Here is a 20,599-nt window from a genome sequence, read left to right as displayed (position 1 = left end):
AAATTCAGTTAGCTTATTAAAGAGTTGCGACAGATTGATTTGTTTTCATACCTTTCCATGATAGAAACTGTCTCTCTAATTCCTTCTTAATTTGCAGTTCAATTGCATTCATTTCATCCAGTTTTTCAATAATCGATACTAGCATACCTTTATTATTCGTCATTGCCATTTTAATTGCACGATACTGTACATTTGTAAATCCTTGTACAATATCCTCTACTCGATCACACCAATAATCAAATTCTTGCTCCGAATATTGCAACGTTTCACGGAAGTATGCAAAGGCATGCTCATAACTATATTTACGAATTGCAAGTACTGGTATTTGTTTTACTGCTGCTACAAGTCCAGAAAGCGCATATCCTTCTTCCTCATTTGCCATTTTTACAATTAAATTTTTCAGTTCCATAGTCAGTTCATTGTCGTTCTTTTTGAATGTTTCTGTGAAATAACTAGCTACTGTTTCTTGCGTTGGCTCTCCAATTCCTTCTATATCAATGAAATAACCTCCACCAAATGGGTTATCTTGAATAGAGTGAAGTACTTTTTCTCTTTCCATATTTCCTTCCCAACGAAAATCAGGATCTAGCATGAACCATTCTTCTTCTTTCTCTGTTTTTGATATCATTAAATAATGTGGAAACGGTTTTTGATGAAATTTATTTTCCCTCTCTGGTAATAGAGACATATCAACCATTACAATGACATAACGATTTTCCGGCTTGTTTTCTACTAATTCTAAAAACGTTTCTACATTGCTATCTTTATCTTTTGCATGATCATACCATTCGTTTACTTTAATACCGTACAATTTTTCAAACCAAATTAAATAATGATCATGGTTAATGTTTTCAGAGTGATATGAAATAATTCCGCCTTGTGTTATATCAAAATCTCCATCCCATAGTCCAAAATAAAATGGACGAAAATCAATGTCGCTACGCCTTTTTATAATTTCACAAAAACAACTCACTAAACAGTGCACTTTAATTGAAGTCATACTCTCATCCACTTTCCTAAAGGTTAGTTATTCACATTTACTTCCTGTAACGGCTCTAACTCTTCCATAAAATCAAGCAAAGATCCTACAGTAAGAAATGCCTTTGGGTCTACCTCATCCTCTGGAACGCATAGCTTTACATCCATTTCTATGTATACAATAAGCTGTAACATCATTACCGAATCTATATATAAATCTTGATTTAAGCGCATCGTTTCTTCTAAATGCGTTACATTTTTCAGTTCCATTTTTTCTATCATAATTTTTAACACGGCATTCTTTAACGCTTCCCGTCTCATGTTGTAACCTCTCCCATCTCTAGTAACTTTCTACTTACTTTTCCAGTTTTATTTTTAGGAATTTTATTTACACTTTCAATTTCATGCGGAACTTTATAAGAAGGTAAGTGCTGAATACACCATTCTCTTATTTTCACTGGATCAACATGAGAGATCACTTTCGCTTTAACTATTTCGCCCATCACAGGATGTTTCCCCCGATATACAATTGCCTCTTGCACACCTTCCAATCGAAGCATCGTTTCTTCTACCTCTATAGGAAAGACTTTTAATCCTGAGACATTAATTACATCGTCCATACGCCCCATAAAATGAATGCCACGCTCAGATTTATACCCTAAATCCTTCGTGAAAATTTCCTTATCATTCATTTTCACGACGATTTCTTCCGGTGCATTTTCATCTGAACCTATGCTTATACTTGCATGAGGTAGAGGGTTTCCTAAATCTAAATGGCTTTTCATATCATGACATATACTAATACAACCTGCTTCAGAACAACCGTATTGCTGCATCATATATGTTGTCATTTTTTTTAGTTTATAAAATAGTGCTTCTGGCAAAGGCGATCCTGATGTCATAATTTTATGAAACTGGAACGTTCCTAATGGAAAACTCCCCATAATGTGTAACATAAGTGGTACTGCATATATAATATGTTTTTCTGTATTGCGAACTATATTTAATGCGAATTTAGGATTTTTGTTCGTAATGATTACAGGCTTGCTCCCCCTCGTAATTGCTGATAACGTACCACATATTAGTCCGTATGAATGTGAAACAGGAGCCATAACGATTGGCACTTCATCTACTTCACAGTTTAAAGCTTCATTATAGGCAGTAATTTCTGTATCAACTTCCGTCCATGCTCTACGAATCAGTTTCGGTTCTCCCGTAGTTCCCGAACTATATTGCAATAAAGAAGGCTCTTCTAGTAAAAAGTTCCCTACTTCTAATTTTGTAAAATCGCCATATTCTCCATATAAAATCCCTACACAATTTGCACGCTTTGCCATTTCAATAGCCGTTTCTTTTGGCGTATCTTCATGTATAAGTAATACTGATGATTTCTTTTCTTTTAAGAAAAACACAAGCGTAATAATATCGAATGGATCTTTCAGACAAAGTGCAAATCTATTTCCTTCTGCTTTTTGAAATTGTTCCATTTCCTCATAAACTTGTAATCTCAATTCAAAATCACTTTTGCTATACTCTTGTTTATTAACGATTAGCATAATTTCCCCCTGTAACAGCTGATTTTTGTTTCATAAGTTGTCTTACTCTATACAATGGATTTGGAACTTCATGAACAAGCGATTCCACATCCATATATAATCGACGTTTCGTTAATTGTTCAGCATAGAATGTAGGTGCATATAATTGAATATTTTCAAATCTACCTTTCAAATGTGGATATATTCTTAAATGATTTTCAATTTCTTCAACAACCATCATCCAAAAATGTTCTTCTTTCAATCCATACTCATCCGCAAGTACGAATGCTAATTCTCCTAAATTAAACAGAAATAGTGCATCTAACACCATCTCTTGCAAACATTCAATGCGATCCATTTCAAAGAAATCATTCATTTTTCCATTCGCATATGTTTTATGCATTTTAGTAAAGTCGGGACATTTGTCAACTTCTTTCAAATATGGACGATAAAACTCAAGCCCTTCATGAAAATCCTTTAACGCAATACGAACAGGCACCCCTTCTTTATGGACTAGAATCATATTTTGTCCATGTGATTCCAGTGCGATGCCATGCTCTACAACAAGATGTATAACTGGTATTATCGCTTTTTGAATAAGTAATTGTAGCCAATCCTTCATTCCATATTTATTCAACCACGCATCAATAATTGGTGTACCATCTTTCTCTTTAGCGTATAAACCATTAAAAGGAATTGCATCCTCTTGTGCATCTAAATACTTGTGAACGCTTTCGCGCCAAATACATCCTAATGAACCATATATAGCTTTCTTATTCGTGTCATACGTTACACTTGAAAACTCACTTAACAAGATTAAACGTGCTTCATCCATTAAATAGGCGTCATTACTTACAACATCATTTAACCAATTTGATATTACTGGTGCACTTACAACAGAGTATGGTTTCAGTGTACGGAGTGTTGAAGTGTTGAGTAAATTCATCGATAATTTAACGTACGGTTTCTTTTGACTCGTAATATTTCTTAACGTTCTCATTGACTGTTGCGCGCAATAATCGTCCTCTGATGTTCCTAAATAAATAATAAAATTACCCTGTATATGATCCCCATAATTTGAAATGATGAAATTCTCCCACTGCCATGGGTGAACAGGTATAAACACGTACTGTTTTGGATAACATCCCCTATTACGAATTCGTTCCATAAACTCTTCTAATTTACGATCGCCAATCTCCTCTTTTAAAAGGTCGTTATACATCACTTCATTCTCATAACCTACAGTCGCATAATTCTTATGCGCTGCAATCCATATGAGTTTTATTGGCTGCATAAATTCATATCCATATTGAAAATTGTCACGATATTGAAATCCAACACGTGCTTTATAACTAGGGTGATATGGATGGCCGTCTATTAAATGGCTTTCAAACTCATCGTAAGATTTTTGAGTATATTCTTTCTTATTATTTCTTTCATATTGTGCAATCGTGTCTTTAAATATTGTTTGTTCTAATTCGTGCATAAAAGAATCTAATTTAGCTTGTTCTACACTAGCAACCCGAAAAACTTCTTCTAGAAATTGCGAGACAGATTGTATTTCTTGCTGTTCATCTTGGACTCTTACTATTAATGAGTCTAAAGAAATACGTCCAAATGTCATCCGTTCCCTGCCATAGCATTTGTACGTGACACTTTTGTCTTCTTCATCAAGTCCTTGTATTATAAAAAGAATTTGTTCTTCTTTTTCTATGCGAACCGGTGTAATAATCCCCTCATAAATTAACGATTCTACTAATTGACGTAGCACTCTTCTTCGTACTGAAATGTAATCTTCTGATTCGAGCGCCTTCAATACTTTCGTATGATACATGTCCACTCTCATAAAACCCTCCACCTTATGACAAAATACCATTATTTGTATTACGTGAAATTTTAACGCTATTTATGAACGAACAGCCACTTCTCTAACGAGCGGATTATGTACTTGCACATAAATTGCTTGCTCTAATGGATTACTTAACTCATCGACATCGAAAAATCTCGTTAGTAAATTTGCTTTACACGCTAACTTATCTTCGTCCAATAATTCTCTTAAAAATGTTGAAGGTTCCCGGTTATACGGAAGGAATGATTCAAGTACAGACCTTAATTCCGAGAGAAGAATTTCCTCCTTAATTAATCCTGCTGTGCCAAAACCATTAATGAGACCAAACATATGATTGAAAATTAAGTAGTAACGAAATCTCTCATCCACAATATAGTCGTCATATAAATTTCCAGTACGTTCTCCAATACCAACTAATTCATTATTAAGCATCTCTTTCATTGAATTACAGAAATAAAATCCTTGATTATCACGGAAATAATATTTGACCGGATAACCATCTTTTAGCTGAACAACGCTATTTTGCTGATGAGCTTCTAATGCAACACCATACTGTAAATACATCCATACCATTGGCTTTAAAGAAATATTCATATATCGTCTAAACCACTCTAAGCTTACTTCTTCACAGCTTTTACTTTCTAAATCTGCTAGGCGATGAATAATATTCGATAACCGCGTACGCTCTCCAGGTATAGCGTCTTGAACTAGCCCAGCAATTAATGTTGCGTCGTTTGCATGTTCACTATAAAAAGGGTTCTCGCGAATAATCACTTCAAATCCAGATTCTTGTGTTCCATAATTTAATGTAATATAGGCTGGATCACAAATAAAATCAAAGCCTGGAAACCTTTCTCGTACTTCACCAATAGCCGTCTTTAACATTTCCTTCCCTTCAAGACCACTCTCAAGTTCTTTCAGTTTATTAATACGCATTGAATTCGTTACTTTCACCGGAAATGAAAACTTAAGCATATACTTCGAATCGGGATGATATAGCGTCCTTAGTGATGATGTTGCCATATAATACTTACCTACAGGTCCAATATACTCAAGCAATTCTTGAACTATCCAATCTTGTACGTAAGCTTGATGCAAGAGCCATTCTGCCTGAAGCGGATGAATTGGAATTAATGCATATTGATCTTCCTTACAGTACTTCTCTATAAATTCCTTACTAACCATCTCATCATTACTTAATTCTTCTTTTATAATCGTTGTTGTAGAATCTGATAATAATGATTTTTCATTTACTATACTTTTATGGGCCCGAAAATAATGAAGCTGACATTCTCCTTTTAATTCTGGAGAATACATTGCATTTTTCCAATCCAATATCCCCTGTCTACTCTTTGGTGTAGGATGAGTTAAATGCCCAAATAATAAAGACTGCTCCGCTTCTATAAAAGTTGTATGGAAACCGTATAATGCGGACGTATCTTCTATTCTCTCTTTTGTAAATTCCTCAATATTTTGACAACTACGGATAACTCGAAGCATAAGTTCCGCAGGATTCGTCCCTTCTCCGTAGTTGATAGACATCTCTTTTATTAAAAATGTAATAACTGTAACGTAATCTGCTTTAATAACAGAATTACTATCTCCAATTTGATAATAAAATTGTTCTCCAAACAAATGACGATCTGTTGATGATTTATATATAACTTCTCCATACAAAGTAACGTTCTGTGCCGATAGCCGACAACATAAATATGTGGGGACTGTATCTCTATTCAACGTATTACTGAAGATAATCTTCATTCTTTCATCCTCTGTAATCCATTCTCCACTCCCTGTTTCTCTTAAATAACAGTTTAAAAAGCTTTGTAATGTTGCATGTTCTGCGATTTGTTTCGCATGCTGCATGTTGGTCCTCCTCTTTATATTAAAGCTATCGAAATTTTATATAATAAACGATAATTGAATGTCGTTATCAATTATGATTCTAATTGATAATGATATTCAATTCAAGAGTATATTTCAGAATTTTTTTATCTGATTTAATTTTTCTTGTTTTCTCTCTTTTCTTTAATCTAGTTAAAAATACAAGAAAAAAAATACTCAGTTTCAAACTACATACTTACTATTTTTCATTAGTAATCTATCCAAAATGGTTAAACAAAAGAGGTATACCTTAATTGGTATACCTCTTTCAAACATAAAGTTTACATAATAATATTATTTAAGCAAATCTATATAACTTTTTGTATAACAAATTCAAATCTCTCCAACAATACGCTGTTTCTTCTACCCTTACTCTCTCTAAAAATTTCGTATCAATTTTTTCAGGGTTAAATTTTTCATAAAACTTTTTAGAAGGATTATTCGTAACAACCCAAACTAAAAGTGATTGTATATCATTGTTTATACAATCCGATAATAAAGCTTGAAATAACTTTTGTCCTATTTTCATTCCTTGATACTCTTGTAAAAGGTAGATTGCATATAATTCTCCATCACAATTATATGTACCAGTTCTTTCTACTCCCCCATCGACGAATCCAACTATGTCTCCATTTAAATTCTCTGCTACAAATCTAAATTGATGATTACCTTCTTTTTGAAAAATATCTTCCCATTGTTTTTCTCGTTTCTCATATGCTACATTATCTAGAATTTCGTCAGCAAATATCCCTTTATACGTTGTTTTCCAACTATCAACATGCACCTTTGCTATACCTGGTATATCATCCTTTATTGCTCTTCTAATATGTATTCCCATCATTTCTCCCCCTTGTTACTCATCATTATATCAATTTCATTCCTTAAAAATCCAAATAAAAAAGAGTGAATTCACTTCACTCTTTTTTATCACAATTATCTACTTTCCACTTCAACTGAAACTACTCGATCAATCTCTTTCAGGGAACTATATAACTCTGTTGTATATAAATCTTCTGGAGCTAAAATAACCATCTCCAGTTGCTGAAATGCTCCACTATCTATATCTTTAATTTTCACGCGTTTCACATGCATGCCTAAATTTTTAATTTGCTTAAATATACCATCTAACTCATGATGCTCTTTAACAGTAATTTTTATAGATAAATCCTTTTGTCTTAATGAATACGGTCCTGCAATTTTCACAAGTTGCGGAAGTACATTAATCGCTAAAATAATTAAAACCATAGCAACTGTCGCTTGTAAATAGAATCCCGCACCAATTGCAATCCCTAAAGCTGAAGCAGCCCACACCATAGAAGCTGTTGTTAATCCAGAAATAACATCATTACTTCTTCGTAAAATGACACCTGCGCCAAGAAAACCAATTCCACTAACAATTTGAGCGGCCAGTCGCATCGGATCCATATTTGTATGTCCTGGAACAGAATATACATGCACAGATTCAATTGAAACCATCGTAATTAAACAACTTGCTACAGAAATAACCATACTTGTTTTCACACCAAGTGGTTTATTCTTTAGCTGCCTATCTATCCCGATGAATAATCCTAAAAAGAGTGCTAAACCTAATTTGAGTAAAAATTCATATGACATATTTCCATTCTCCTTACTTTACAATATTTCCCTTAGAATAACTCACTATAACTCTTTTATGATATCAATTCCAGTCTTTTCTATTCATTTAACGTAAAAAACCGAAAAAACATTTATAACGATGTTTCTCCGGCTTTTTATTACACTTTAGATTCTTCTTTATTTCTGATCTTTAATCTTAATTTCTGCATCTTTGTAGAATGCTAATTTACTGTCATTATACTCTTTTGTAAATTTGTTAAACTGCTCTTTCGACTTTTGTGCTTCCACATTTAATTCATTAACAGTTTTAACTTTTTCACCGATTTCTTTTAATTTCGTTTCTTTTACTTTTAATTTTTCATACAGTTCTTTTTCAGTCGCTAACACTTTCGTGTAATTTTCATTCATCTTTTTGAATGCATCATAACGGTTTTTATACGACTCTTCTACTGCTTTTGCTTGTTTTTGTAACTTCTTATCTTCAATCTTCTCTATATTACTTTGAACAGATTTTGTTTCCTTCTGTGCTTTTTCTAACATTTCTTTTTCACTTTTCAATACTTTTTCACGATCATCTACATTTGCAGTAGCTTGCTCTATTTTCTTCACAACTGCTTCATTATGATCTTTACCTTCTTGCAAAATTTGAGCATATAATTCTTGCCCTTGTTTCTCTAACTGCTCTAATTTTTTTGCTTCATCCACTAAAGATTTTTCTTGTGTTGCTGCTGTTTCAAAAGCTGTATATAGATTTTCTTCTGGCTTTTCACCGAAACAACCTGTTAAAAGTCCTACTGATAATGCTCCTACTACTGCTACTTTTCCATACTTCAACGTTCATTCCTCCATTACATACGGTTATCATGCCAGAGGTTCACTGGGAAGTGATTCTCTTCATGATAAGCTTCAAACTCATAACCCTTTTCTTTTAGCCCCTTTAAAATTGCTGGCACAGCAGCAACTGATTGCGGGTGAATATCATGCATTAAAATTACTTCTTGTGGTTTTGTTGCGTTTGTTAATACATTTTGAGCAATTTGTGCTGCAGCTGCATCAACTGGCATTTTATTGTATTTCCAATCTGATGAATCAATTGTCCAATCCCATACTTTAAATCCGCTTTCTACCACTTTATTTCGAAGACCTTCATTCAATCCAGGCATCGAACCATATGGAGGACGTGTTAATTTAGGTGATTTCCCAATAATATTAGCGATTAAACCTTGATCTTCTTTCATCTCATTTACATACTCGCCATTTTTATATAACTTTGCGAAATTATGTGTCATACTATGCATGCCTACATAATGACCCTCAGCATTTTCACGTTTCACTAAATCAGGAAATTCTTTGACATTCGCTCCAATTAAAAAGAACGTCGCCTTCGCATCATGTTGTTTTAGCGTATTTAATAATTCAGCCGTATATTTCCCTGGCCCATCGTCAAATGTAAGATAAGCAACTTTTCTTTCTTTTCCATTAAAACGACTTGGTGCCGTTTTATTCATTTCAACTTTCGGCTGTTCACTTGCAAGCTGCACTACATTTTCTTGTTTCGCAACAGCTTTTGCTGGTGAAGTAATTGATTGAAACATGTAATACCCAATAGCTACTGCGGCAATCGCTATTAAAACGACTACTATTTGTTTAATTTTTAAAGCTTTTTCCATTCTATCGAATTCCTCTCCCTATTAATCTTATATATAAATCGCCCAATATAATTATACATCTATTTATTTTTATTTCACCATATAAATAGATTTTATTTGTATTATAATGGGAGTTTTATCAAAATTGTTGTTCCTATTCCTTCTTTACTTGTAACACTAAGCGCACCGCCATGAAGCTCCACCATTTTTTTAACGATAGCTAAACCAATACCTGCACCTGCAGCATGATTATTAATTTGGTAAAATGATTGCTCAATATATGGTAAATGTTCTTTAGCAATTCCAATTCCTTCGTCTCTTACCTTAATCACTGCTTGTCCTTCTATTTTAGTCGCTTCAATGTGTATTGTGCTTTTTTTATGTGAATACTTAATTGCATTTTGAACAATATTCAAGAAAACTTGCTTTAGCCTATTTCGATCTCCCATCAATTCAATTCGGTCTATAGTAGTAATAAATTGAATTTCCTTCTCTTCCGATTTAGGAGTTAATTGCCAAATCGTCTCCTCTAGTATATCGTACAATTGCACCTTTTGTTTATATAAATTAAAATGATTTGATTGTAATCTTGAAAAATCTAACAATTCTTCTACTAAATGAATCAACCTATCTGTCTCACCTGAAATAATGCCCATACCTTGCTTTATTTCTTCTTCTGTTAAATGATCTACTGTTTTTAACGTCTCACTCCAACCTTTAATTCCTGTTAAAGGCGTTCGTATTTCGTGCGAAATAGAAGCAATGAATTCATTTTTCATCTGCTCAGCCTTATCTATTTTATAGGCCATATAATTTAAACTATGTGCCAAGTCACCTAATTCTCCAGGATAATCTTCTTTAATTTTTTGCTTTAATGTGCCTTCTGCAATTTGTGAAGAGGCTTGAATAATGGATTCAATTGGCTCAACAAATGAATTTGCCAAACGTCTACTAATTAAGAAGACGACTCCCGAAATAACAATACCTACAGAAATAGTAAACGTAATAATTTCAATAATCTTTTTATTTACATTTGTTAAAACAGTCGTATATTTTAAAACACCAATAGTTTGTCCTTGATGTATAAGTGGGCTTAGCACCTCTAGTTGTTTTTTATTACCTTTCTTAGTAACTTGATTATACATTTCACCTTCTAATAATGATTGTGGAATATTGACTTTACCTTCTATCTTTTCACCACTTGAAGATTGTATAACCGAGCCGTGACGATCAATTAACTGTAATTCTGTTCCTTCTAATTGAAAGCTACTAATTATGTCACCACTATATTCTTGTAACCGAATAAAGTATAGTGAATTGTATTCTGAAAAAAAACGTGTACTCGTTTTCGCATGAGACTCTATATATTGCACAATACCATTATAATAGTATCGATAAATTGAGACTGAAAATACAACTTCAAATAATACAAGCATAAGTGTAATGACCGTCATAAAATATAAAGTCACTTTCCGTTTCATCTTATACTTTCCTTCCACACATATCCTTTTCCCCACACCGTAAGAATAAATTCAGGTTCTGATGGATTACATTCTATCTTTTGACGTAACCGTCTCATATTTACATCTACCACTTTCGTCTCACCTACGTAATTGGTTCCCCAAATCATATTTAAAATTTCATCACGCGAAACTGGCTTTGAAGCCTGATTCATTAAATACTGTAATATCATATACTCTGTAGGTGTTAAATCGACTAATTGTCCATCTTTATACAATCTTTCTTCTATAATATTTAACGAAAATGGACCTGACGTAACAATATTCGTTTTTTCTTCATGTACTTCTATTCTTCTTAATAAAGACTGTATACGTGCAGTTAATACTACTGGACTAAACGGTTTTGCAATATAATCATCTGCACCTATTCCTAGTCCTTGCACCTTATCTTCATCTTGTACACGTGCGGTTAACATAATAATACCCATTTTTTTATTTTCTTTCCTGATAGCCTTACAAACTTCTAAACCATTAATCCCCGGTAACATTACATCCAGCAGTGCTATATCAACAGTTTGTTCACTCAAAATTTGTAACGCTTCTTCTCCAGTAGTAGCTTCTATTACATAAAATCCAGCACGTTTTAAATTTAAAACAATAAAGCTACGGATTGTTAATTCATCTTCTAAAACTAAAATTTTTGACATAATTCTCACCTCCTACTCTTGTTGATAATCCGCTAGCGGTTTTATATATGCTTTCACTTTTTCAAATTTTGATTGCTTCGGTACTGCATATACGTGAGAAGCCGTTTTAATTGCTGCACTGTAGCCTTTTATATTGAACCATTCTTTCCGCTTAAAAATATGAACTTCAAGCCATATTTCATTTGTTCTTGTATCCAAAAACTTTTGAGAATTTGATTCTTTTTGCTGATCTGGTATTGTAATTTTCCCTATTAACTCTTTAGGGATTTTCACATAATACCCTTTTTCTATATCTATATATCGTTCTTCAATTGGTTTAATTCCAGATTCACTCCACTGTATGTAACGTTCGAAAAGCGGACTATCACCATGTGATTTATCTTCCCAACCTTTTGGGCGTACAGTACGAACAAATTCAATAATGCCGTCTTCATTAACATCTTTACTTTCTACAACATATTCATTAAATAAATCTTCTTTCCCATCTATAGGTAATACTTCATAATGATCCTGATCAAATTTTGCTACATAAGTTATACCTGAATGAGCCCCTGTTCCCGCATCGATTACAACTGCCTTTAATGATTTAGAAATACGACCCATTTGTATTCTTTGAATACTATTTATATACGGATCAAATGTAACCTCTGACAATACCTTAAACTTTTCAATGAACTGAACCTTCAACTGTTCATCTTTCATATGCGAAACAAGGCTTATGTCTTTAAAACCATTTTTGTTTAAATCATCTATAAATAACTTTGTATACTTCTGTCTATAAAATTCCTTTATATCGTCACTCTCATCGGAAAAAACATACATTGTGTTTTCTAATAAATCACGATTGGTAGTTATTCCTATCAATAGTTCCCTTTTCCCACTCCCTGTGAAATCTCCTACCTCAACAATATCTACTTCTTCCCCATCAAATGTATAGGTTGACTTCATATTCCATCCATTATTTTTCTTCTCATATACGGCTAAATATATATGATAATCTTCATTAGGTATCTTATATACGATGACAGCTTCTTTTTTATTATCTCGCTCGAAATTCATTGACCATGTCGTCTGTTTATCTCTATTAGACATTGGAGTAAGTAAGCGATAATTAACAGGTAAATCTTTATCAATTTGTTCATTTAATTCATTAATCCATTTTTTATTTGTTGGAGCTTCCATTAGACTTGTTGGAGCTTCAGACATTTTACATCCAGTCAATATAAAGATAATTCCCATCATGCTTAACCATTTCTGCATATGATATCTTTCCTTACCACAAATTTTGAATATGTCCTTTTACTTTTTTACCTATCCATTATACTCATACATATGAGTATAATTTTTCTAAACTAAAAAATCGTTACAGAAAAGTTACAAATACATTCCAAAAAAAAGATTGGCAAAAGCCAATCTTTTTTTATTATTCGTTTCGAACTGGTTTTGGCGTTACACCTAAATGATCATTTAATTTTTTTGAAATATCTTTTACATTTTTTTCATTTGGAATGTAATAATAAATACCACCGATACGTTTATCTGTACCTTCTATTTGCATTTTTTCCATTTCCAAATTAGATCCTGCCATATTTTTTGTAATGGCAAGCATATCGTCAAATGTTAAGTTCGTTTTCATGTTTTTATCAACCGCATCTAGTAAAGAGCCCATTTTGCTAATTGATTGAACAGACATCGCTTTTTTGGCAATTGCTTCTATTACAAGTTGCTGTCTCTGTCCACGCATTGCGTCACTATCAATTTTACGCGTTCTTGCAAGTGCAAGTGCTTGTTCTCCATTTAAATGTTGGTAACCTTTTTCTAAATGGATCATACCAGCTTGGTCTTTACTATCTTGTTCAGTGAAAGTAACTGGTACATCAATATCAATACCACCAATTGAATCGACAATTTGTACGAATGATTCAAAGTTAAACTTCACATAATAATCAACAGGGACATTTAAAAATCTTTCCACCGTATCGCGTGTGCTTTCTACGCCACCAAATACGTGAGCATGAGTAATTTTATCTAATTTTTTTCTAGTTGGAATATAAACACGTGAATCACGTGGAATACTTACTAGCTTAACAGACTTATCATCTTTATTAATTGTTGCTAATAAAAGTGCATCTGTTCGAACTGCTTCGCCATATTGGCTTTTTCTCATTTCACTTCCATCTACACCCATGATTAATATTGAAATATTATCCTTTAAAGGTTCAACTTCTTTATCACGCTTTGATGACTTTTCAATTTTCGCATACGCATCATTTACAACAGCTTTTGCTTTATTATATATAAACGAACCATATCCTACTCCTCCAAAAATAAGTAGGAAAAATGGAATTAATATGAACCATTTTATTGACTTTCTTTTAGAACGCTTTTTATTACTTCTCGTATTTTGTTCTAATTCAGAGCTCATACCCATTCGCCTCTCTTTCTCTTTACCAAGTATAATGTAAGTCTATTTATCTTCATATTGAATTTCCTTTCATTAACCTTACAATTTTGTAAGGTTACTACTAAAACCCAATATGTATTCCATTTCACATTATACTCTCGTACTTATTTTTGGCAAGTCACTATTTACCAATTTCAAAAATTTAGCACTTCGCAACATGCAAATTTATAAATTCATTAACTCTTTCATTTTAAATTAGGATATCTTTTTCCAGATAAACGATATGAATAAAGAGTCCAGCTAATGATAAAACCTCTATGAATACAGTATATTTCACGTTATTATTTCTCAAACGGCGTATACATGCTTTTCTTCCCCTGATTATCAATAAAAGCCGACTTTGCTTTTATTTTCGCTTTTTCTACTTCCATGTCTTCATTTGAGAAGTTCACAATGATTTTAATATTTTTTCCATAAGAAACAGATTGTACTAGCTTATCTTCTGACAAATACGCAAAATTCGTCATCTCTTCTTTTACTGCTTTTTCATGAACTTCATTCCAAACTTTTAGATGCTCTGTAATTTCTTTTTTATGTTTATTCCACTCTACTTCATCTAAATGGTACAACGGAGGAACATTATACAATAATTCAGACAGCATTCGATTTCCCACTTCATCTTTTACCTTTAAACTTCCCCATTCCCAATGGTGCGTTGTAATAACGGAATCATTGTATACTAATTTATATAATGGTACCGAATATACTGGGTTTAAATACACTTGTTTATATTCTTCTTTCAATGGTACTTGTTTTGCATATTTTTCGGGAACATTTTGATTTGGTGACCAATATCCACCGACATAATACGGACTTGTTTTATTTTTCCGCATATCTTCATCGTCCCATTTAATAACAGGTGTTTCAATTCCGTGTGCAAATGCAATCGTACTACTAGCAAAATCATTTCCACCTTCAGAACCAACGACCATACCCTTTTCTTGTGCAATGTAGTCCATTCGTTTTAAACGTGCTTTTAAATCTTGCTCTTGTGTCGTTATATGTTTCGCTGAATAGTCATCGTAAATTTCACCTGTCGCATCACAATCAATAAACCATGAATTATATTTAGGACCATTTTGTAATATATCATTCATGCGTTCCTTTACACTAGGCAGCGATAAAGTCGGGTTTAACTTGCGACCTCTGCCTAAAAAGCCTTGCACCTTTTCTCCGTTTTTCTTCGTTACAGTAGCCTCTTCATATAATGATGGGTCATTAAAGGATGCTGTGTTCCAATTTTTATCACTTTTTTCGTGAATGGAATGATATGAATCATACGGACCAACTAAATACCCCATTTCCTTCGCTTTTGTCACGAAATTAGGTTGCATAAATCCTTGTTCCCAGTTCGGCAGACCAATCCACGCTTTTTCTATTCCTACCTCTTTCATTTCCTTTAGTATGTCCGTTCCATCTGCATTACCCCATTTACTTACCTCTTCAACCGCATCACCAAGTAGCGACTTTAATAAATGCTTATTTAAGCTATACAATTCTGTGTTCGTTAAGTGACCTACACCTTTCTTTAATAGCACACTAGCTTCCTGATCAACGTTTTGAAAAATATCCTCTTTATAAAATTCCTTCATGGATAATACTTCGTTTATATAACGTAAAATAACATTTTTTTGATACTTATCAATGAAATCTTGTTTACTTACTTGATCTAATACATTCAGTTCCCCAGGCTCTGAACTATTCTTTTGAATAAGTTCTTTTATATGACTAAACAGCGGGCTATTTATTTGCTCCCTTAGTTTTGGCCAATTTATATTATTTTCTGATAAACCATTTTGATTCCAAAAATAAAAATGCGCCGCTCCATATAACTTTTCGATTTCTTTATTTTTTCTAGCCTTTTCTTGTAATGTTTTAAATTCACCTTTTCGAACAATATCATCCTTATACAGTTTAGCAATGCTTACCGCATCATTATTTGTCACATATAATTGAAATCCATATGTTTTATTTTTATTTATGCTCGGAAATTCATGTGTAAAATCAAATCCTATTTTCGGATCCGAATGAAATTTCAATTCATTATTAAACATATTGTTTGCAATATATACAATTGAATATTTCGAACCATTTAAAGCGAAAAACTTCATAGAAAATGATTCAGCAAATGAATATGCATCATCCTTTAAAAACTTCTTCCAATTCTCATCATTGCTCGGAATTTGCTTACCCTCCCATAACGGAAGTGTATAATTTTCAGCTTCTACTTTCGGCCATGTAAAGCTTTCTGCACCAGTCGATTCCACTTCAATGTTTAAGTGGTCTTTTTTCTTTTCTAATTTTATTTTTACTTTTTGATCTGGATATTCCCACGATGTACGATCCTTTTCTTTTTTTACATTCGATACCTTCATTTTCGGTAGGGGTTGTGATGCCTGTTCCTTTACCCCCTCATGTTCTACAGTTAATGTGAATGTTTCTGGATTTACATCATAAGTAAAATCTTTATACGTCGATTTCTTTATTTTAGACTCTTGTACAGCATTACTACCTTTTACGTCACAACCGACTAAAGTCGAAAATGGCATAGTTGTTAGAAGACATATCGCTATCATTTTTTTCATCCTCTGCACCTCCACCAATGAATATACAGGTGGTTTGTTACAGGAATGTGGCAAAAAATAATAGAGCTAGCATTTTGCTAGCTCTATTTGGAGTATTAAAAGTTGATATGAACAACTATAATTCGCTTAGAAGACATGTAATACAGTAACTGCATTTTTTCTCAACAATTATGAAACTAAACAAATCAAAATTTTAACAAGTATTCTTTAACTGAAAAAATAAGTGTATACAATGTATCCTAAAAGTAGTACTAAAATGATTATCCCTGTACCTTTCCAATTCATACCGCCTGCTATATCAACTGGACTACCTGTTTCCGCTCTATTGAGTCCGTCATGTAAAGAACCCGTAGGATTACTTTTTAATTCACTTTGTCTCATACGCTCTCTTTTTTCTTCTGGTGACTCTTTATTCATTTAATCACCTCCAAAATGAATGCACTCTTTACTTACATTATTCAAAATCAACATTTGTTTTATATTTTTTTCCGAAAAAACCTAATTTAAAATAGGTTTGCAACGTAAAGAAAGCTAGCCATGCCAGCTTTCTTTACGATTCAATATGCTCTTCCTTATTTACAATAATACCTTTATGGTCGATTTCAAGCTCACATACTTTCATATCTGTAAATACTCTCGCTAATTGCTCAGCGATTTCTTGACGTTTCTCATATGGCGTTAATATAAAAATAGATGGTCCCGCACCGCTAAGTGCTGTACCGTACGCACCAAATTCTTTTGCGCATTTACGAATAGATGGTAATAACGGTACGAGTTCTAAACGATATGGCTCGTGAAAATGGTCTCTCTCCATCATTTCACCTACAACTTCCCACCGCTTTTGACATAATGCAGCTACTAATACGTTACTTATCGCACTAGCTTTAACTGCCTCATGAAACGGAAACATCTTTGGTAATACAGATCGACTTTCATCTGTATTTAATTCTTCATTCGGAATAAGAGAAATTACCCCTAACTCCTTGCTCTCAATTCTTACGACGGAAATATCCTTTCCATCAAGTGCTCCGATTACAGTTCCACCTAATATAGAAGCAGCAACATTATCAGGATGTCCTTCAAAATTTGTAGCAATTTGAACTTTTTGATCAGCAGTTAAGTTCAACTTGCCTAGTTGATTCGCAAGTTCTATCCCAGCTACAATCGCTGATGCACTACTTCCTAGCCCTCTTGTTAATGGGATATTACTAGTAACTTCTATTATATGGGGTGATATAGAAGGACAGACTTTACATGCCGTGCTAACGATTAAATTTTTATCGTCTGTCGGAATTGATTCTTCAAAGGAATGGATTACTTGCCATTTATCAGCTTTTTCTTTAACCACCACATCTAAATACAATGACAAAGCTATTCCAACTGAATCAAATCCAGGACCAACATTTGCCGTACTAGCAGGGACACGAACACTTAATGGTATCACGACATAATCACCCCTTTAATATGATCTTTAATCTGTTCTATATCATTTGACAAACTTGCGATGTCTAGTTGATTTGAAGAAATAGCGATATCAGGATCCTTCAAACCATTTCCAGTTAATACTGCAACAACTGTTTCTCCCTTTTTGATTTTTCCAGATTTAACATGTTTAATTACGCCAGCTAATGAAGCATTTGATCCTGGTTCAGCGAAAACTCCTTCAGTTTTTGCCAATAACCTATACGCATGTAAAATTTCTTCATCTGATACCATATCTATTTCACCACAAGACTGCTCGGCAGCCTCTACTGCATACGACCAACTTGCTGGGTTACCAATGCGAATTGCTGTTGCAATTGTTTCAGGCTCTTCAATTACATGCCCTTTTACAATTGCCGCTGCTCCTTCTGCTTCAAAGCCATGAATTCTTGGCTTCTTATAACCTTTTTCTTTCTCATATTCACAGAAGCCTTTCCAATATGCTGTAATATTCCCTGCGTTCCCAACAGGGATAGCTAGAACATCTGGTGCATTTTGCAATTGGTCACAAATTTCAAATGCTGCTGTTTTTTGTCCTTCAATTCGATAAGGATTCACTGAATTTACTAATGTAATCGGCTCTTCTGCAGCAATATTTCTTACAGCCTTAAGTGCATCATCGAAATTCCCTTCTATTGAAATAATTTCAGCTCCATAAGCGACCGCTTGCGCTAATTTTCCATGCGCAATCTTTCCTTCAGGGATTACGATTATACATTTCATCCCAAGACGTGCCGCATATGCTGCAGCTGATGCTGATGTATTACCTGTTGATGCACAAATGATTGCTTCTGAACCTTCTTCTTTCGCCTTAGCAACTGCCATCACCATACCACGATCTTTAAAAGAACCTGTCGGATTCGCTCCTTCGTACTTACCATATAGCTGAATCCCTAATTGCTTTGATATATTTAATAACGGAATAAGAGGTGTGTTTCCTTCCATTAAACTGACATCAGGTGTGTTTTCATTCACCGGTAAATAAGAAGCATATTGTTTTAATAGTCCTTTATACATATTGTTTTTCCTCCTCAATAATGTAGTAACTGTTTATTTCACTTGCGACAGCTTCTATCGCTCCTAAAACTCGTTCGAATTGATACTTGGAAGTTCGATGTGTCACAACAACAACTTCTGCCAGTTCACGGTTTAAAGGTAATTGAATAACTTCTTTTAAACTTACAGAATAATTAACGAAACATTCTGTTATTTTTTGTAACATCCCAGGCTCATCTCGTAATGAAATACGCAAGAAATATTTCGAAACTACTTCTTCATCACCTTGTAATTCATAAGGAACTGGTTCTTTTAACGCACTTTTATTTTTCGGCACTTGATTCATATTTTTAACGATGGAAATAATATCACTTACTACAGCAGAACCAGTTGGCAACTTTCCAGCTCCAGGTCCGTAAAACATTACTTCTCCTACCGCTTGACCGTGAACATATACTGCATTAAATTCATTATTTACATTCGATAATGGATGACGACTTGGTAAAAGTGTCGGTTCTACACTTAAATGAATGGCTGATCCTTGTTTTTCTGCTTTCCCAATTAACTTCATAGTAAATCCTAACTTTTCAGCCATTTGTAAATCTTCTTTTTCGACCTTTCGAATCCCTCTTACTTGCACATCATCTAATGAAACATTCATCGAAAAACCTAAGTTTGCAAGAATTGCTACCTTTCTCGCCGCATCTAGTCCATCTACATCTGCTGTCGGATCCGATTCTGCAAAACCTAATTTTTGTGCTTCCTGTAAAGCCTCTTCATAAGACCACCCATTTTGACTCATTTTTGTTAACATATAATTTGTTGTACCATTTACAATTCCCATTATTTTTTCAATTTGATCTGATGCTAGCCCGTCAGTTAGTCCTCTTAACACTGGAATACCGCCTGCTACGCTCGCTTCATAACATAAATCACAATCATTATCGTTTGCCAGTTGAAGAAGCTCTGCACCATATACAGCCATTAAGTCTTTATTTGCTGTTACGACATGTTTTTTATTTTCTAAAGCCTTAACAATATGCTGTTTTGCTTCTTCAATTCCGCCCATTACCTCTACTACAATATCAATATTTGAATCATTTAGAACTTCATCTGCATGACTTGTGACTGCAATTCCGTCAATACAAACATCGCGTTCTTTTTCCAAATCACGTACAACGACTGTTTTCACTTTCACTTCGTATCCTGTATCAAGGGCGATTTTTTTATAATGTTCTTTCAAAATATGAACAACACCACTTCCGACCGTGCCTAAACCTAATACCCCAACATTTATAACGTTATTCATCTTCTAATCTCCTCCTAAAAGTTTAATTGTTACACCTATAAATCACCTTACTCTGCTTTTTTGTCATGCAGGTGGTGGTTATTTCCGTACTTATAAATAGTTTCA

At 33.6% G+C, this 20,599-nt stretch carries 18 protein-coding genes; all 18 read right to left on the bottom strand.

Annotation, left to right across the window (positions count from 1 at the left end; genetic code table 11):
- Positions 1 to 16 precede the first annotated feature (16 nt).
- A complete protein-coding gene (locus BM089_RS05590; RefSeq protein WP_139213213.1) occupies positions 17 to 1,000 on the bottom strand; it encodes a DUF6005 family protein in 984 nt (327 codons plus the stop codon).
- 23 nt (positions 1,001 to 1,023) lie between these two features.
- Positions 1,024 to 1,299 (bottom strand): petrobactin biosynthesis protein AsbD, encoded by a 276-nt coding sequence (asbD, locus tag BM089_RS05585; RefSeq protein WP_001250560.1) that lies wholly within the window; start codon positions 1,297 to 1,299, stop codon positions 1,024 to 1,026.
- On the bottom strand, positions 1,296 to 2,534 hold the full coding sequence (locus BM089_RS05580; protein ID WP_090976243.1) for an AMP-binding protein: 1,239 nt from the start codon (positions 2,532 to 2,534) through the stop codon (positions 1,296 to 1,298). The genes asbD and BM089_RS05580 overlap by 4 nt, the downstream gene beginning before the upstream one ends.
- On the bottom strand, positions 2,521 to 4,359 hold the full coding sequence (locus tag BM089_RS05575) for an IucA/IucC family protein (RefSeq protein WP_053564713.1): 1,839 nt from the start codon (positions 4,357 to 4,359) through the stop codon (positions 2,521 to 2,523). The genes BM089_RS05580 and BM089_RS05575 overlap by 14 nt, the downstream gene beginning before the upstream one ends.
- Positions 4,360 to 4,419: 60 nt before the next feature.
- Positions 4,420 to 6,228, bottom strand: a complete 1,809-nt coding sequence (locus BM089_RS05570) for an IucA/IucC family protein (protein ID WP_001163337.1) — start codon at positions 6,226 to 6,228, stop codon at positions 4,420 to 4,422.
- 316 nt (positions 6,229 to 6,544) lie between these two features.
- Complete coding sequence (locus BM089_RS05565) at positions 6,545 to 7,087, bottom strand: GNAT family N-acetyltransferase (RefSeq protein WP_090976241.1); 543 nt, start codon at positions 7,085 to 7,087, stop codon at positions 6,545 to 6,547.
- Between the two features lie 92 nt (positions 7,088 to 7,179).
- A complete protein-coding gene (locus BM089_RS05560) occupies positions 7,180 to 7,860 on the bottom strand; it encodes an MgtC/SapB family protein (protein ID WP_000119510.1) in 681 nt (226 codons plus the stop codon).
- Between the two features lie 159 nt (positions 7,861 to 8,019).
- On the bottom strand, positions 8,020 to 8,676 hold the full coding sequence (locus BM089_RS05555; RefSeq protein WP_000873563.1) for a YkyA family protein: 657 nt from the start codon (positions 8,674 to 8,676) through the stop codon (positions 8,020 to 8,022).
- A gap of 14 nt (positions 8,677 to 8,690) precedes the next feature.
- Entirely contained in the window at positions 8,691 to 9,512 is an 822-nt protein-coding gene (locus BM089_RS05550) for a peptidoglycan-N-acetylglucosamine deacetylase (RefSeq protein WP_061661212.1), read from the bottom strand.
- Positions 9,513 to 9,613: 101 nt separating this feature from the next.
- Positions 9,614 to 10,972: a sensor histidine kinase gene (locus BM089_RS05545; protein ID WP_000824526.1), complete on the bottom strand. Its 1,359-nt coding sequence runs from the start codon at positions 10,970 to 10,972 to the stop codon at positions 9,614 to 9,616.
- Positions 10,969 to 11,658: a response regulator transcription factor gene (locus BM089_RS05540; protein WP_000036074.1), complete on the bottom strand. Its 690-nt coding sequence runs from the start codon at positions 11,656 to 11,658 to the stop codon at positions 10,969 to 10,971. Before BM089_RS05540 ends, BM089_RS05545 begins: the two co-directional genes overlap by 4 nt.
- A gap of 12 nt (positions 11,659 to 11,670) precedes the next feature.
- Positions 11,671 to 12,918 carry a hypothetical protein gene (locus BM089_RS05535; RefSeq protein WP_001174878.1) on the bottom strand — a complete coding sequence of 416 codons (1,248 nt, stop codon included), beginning with the start codon at positions 12,916 to 12,918 and terminating at the stop codon, positions 11,671 to 11,673.
- A 163-nt stretch (positions 12,919 to 13,081) separates the two neighbouring features.
- On the bottom strand, positions 13,082 to 14,083 hold the full coding sequence (locus tag BM089_RS05530) for an LCP family protein (protein WP_002093954.1): 1,002 nt from the start codon (positions 14,081 to 14,083) through the stop codon (positions 13,082 to 13,084).
- A gap of 320 nt (positions 14,084 to 14,403) precedes the next feature.
- Positions 14,404 to 16,707 (bottom strand): glycoside hydrolase, encoded by a 2,304-nt coding sequence (locus tag BM089_RS05525; RefSeq protein WP_090976239.1) that lies wholly within the window; start codon positions 16,705 to 16,707, stop codon positions 14,404 to 14,406.
- 207 nt (positions 16,708 to 16,914) lie between these two features.
- A complete protein-coding gene (locus BM089_RS05520; RefSeq protein ID WP_001031479.1) occupies positions 16,915 to 17,124 on the bottom strand; it encodes a DUF6366 family protein in 210 nt (69 codons plus the stop codon).
- Positions 17,125 to 17,257: 133 nt separating this feature from the next.
- Positions 17,258 to 18,151, bottom strand: a complete 894-nt coding sequence (gene thrB / locus BM089_RS05515; protein WP_090976237.1) for a homoserine kinase — start codon at positions 18,149 to 18,151, stop codon at positions 17,258 to 17,260.
- Complete coding sequence (gene thrC, locus BM089_RS05510) at positions 18,148 to 19,206, bottom strand: threonine synthase (RefSeq protein ID WP_000276434.1); 1,059 nt, start codon at positions 19,204 to 19,206, stop codon at positions 18,148 to 18,150. The genes thrB and thrC overlap by 4 nt, the downstream gene beginning before the upstream one ends.
- Positions 19,199 to 20,494, bottom strand: a complete 1,296-nt coding sequence (locus BM089_RS05505; protein ID WP_001066894.1) for a homoserine dehydrogenase — start codon at positions 20,492 to 20,494, stop codon at positions 19,199 to 19,201. Before BM089_RS05505 ends, thrC begins: the two co-directional genes overlap by 8 nt.
- Positions 20,495 to 20,599: the final 105 nt, after the last annotated feature.

It is taken from the genome of Bacillus sp. 5mfcol3.1, from assembly GCF_900114335.1.
GTDB classification, from domain to species: Bacteria; Bacillota; Bacilli; order Bacillales; family Bacillaceae_G; genus Bacillus_A; species Bacillus_A thuringiensis_S.
This window is presented reverse-complemented; position numbering and strand designations above follow the sequence as displayed.

What these genes read in the sequence shown, in the direction of transcription:
- BM089_RS05590 (WP_139213213.1), bottom strand. Translation starts at nt 1,000, where the DNA reads ATGACTTCAATTAAAGTGCACTGTTTAGTGAGTTGTTTTTGTGAAATT.
- asbD (WP_001250560.1), bottom strand. Translation starts at nt 1,299, where the DNA reads ATGAGACGGGAAGCGTTAAAGAATGCCGTGTTAAAAATTATGATAGAA.
- BM089_RS05580 (WP_090976243.1), bottom strand. Translation starts at nt 2,534, where the DNA reads ATGCTAATCGTTAATAAACAAGAGTATAGCAAAAGTGATTTTGAATTG.
- BM089_RS05575 (WP_053564713.1), bottom strand. Translation starts at nt 4,359, where the DNA reads ATGAGAGTGGACATGTATCATACGAAAGTATTGAAGGCGCTCGAATCA.
- BM089_RS05570 (WP_001163337.1), bottom strand. Translation starts at nt 6,228, where the DNA reads ATGCAGCATGCGAAACAAATCGCAGAACATGCAACATTACAAAGCTTT.
- BM089_RS05565 (WP_090976241.1), bottom strand. Translation starts at nt 7,087, where the DNA reads ATGATGGGAATACATATTAGAAGAGCAATAAAGGATGATATACCAGGT.
- BM089_RS05560 (WP_000119510.1), bottom strand. Translation starts at nt 7,860, where the DNA reads ATGTCATATGAATTTTTACTCAAATTAGGTTTAGCACTCTTTTTAGGA.
- BM089_RS05550 (WP_061661212.1), bottom strand. Translation starts at nt 9,512, where the DNA reads ATGGAAAAAGCTTTAAAAATTAAACAAATAGTAGTCGTTTTAATAGCG.
- BM089_RS05545 (WP_000824526.1), bottom strand. Translation starts at nt 10,972, where the DNA reads ATGAAACGGAAAGTGACTTTATATTTTATGACGGTCATTACACTTATG.
- BM089_RS05540 (WP_000036074.1), bottom strand. Translation starts at nt 11,658, where the DNA reads ATGTCAAAAATTTTAGTTTTAGAAGATGAATTAACAATCCGTAGCTTT.
- BM089_RS05535 (WP_001174878.1), bottom strand. Translation starts at nt 12,918, where the DNA reads ATGCAGAAATGGTTAAGCATGATGGGAATTATCTTTATATTGACTGGA.
- BM089_RS05530 (WP_002093954.1), bottom strand. Translation starts at nt 14,083, where the DNA reads ATGAGCTCTGAATTAGAACAAAATACGAGAAGTAATAAAAAGCGTTCT.
- BM089_RS05525 (WP_090976239.1), bottom strand. Translation starts at nt 16,707, where the DNA reads ATGAAAAAAATGATAGCGATATGTCTTCTAACAACTATGCCATTTTCG.
- BM089_RS05520 (WP_001031479.1), bottom strand. Translation starts at nt 17,124, where the DNA reads ATGAATAAAGAGTCACCAGAAGAAAAAAGAGAGCGTATGAGACAAAGT.
- thrC (WP_000276434.1), bottom strand. Translation starts at nt 19,206, where the DNA reads ATGTATAAAGGACTATTAAAACAATATGCTTCTTATTTACCGGTGAAT.
- BM089_RS05505 (WP_001066894.1), bottom strand. Translation starts at nt 20,494, where the DNA reads ATGAATAACGTTATAAATGTTGGGGTATTAGGTTTAGGCACGGTCGGA.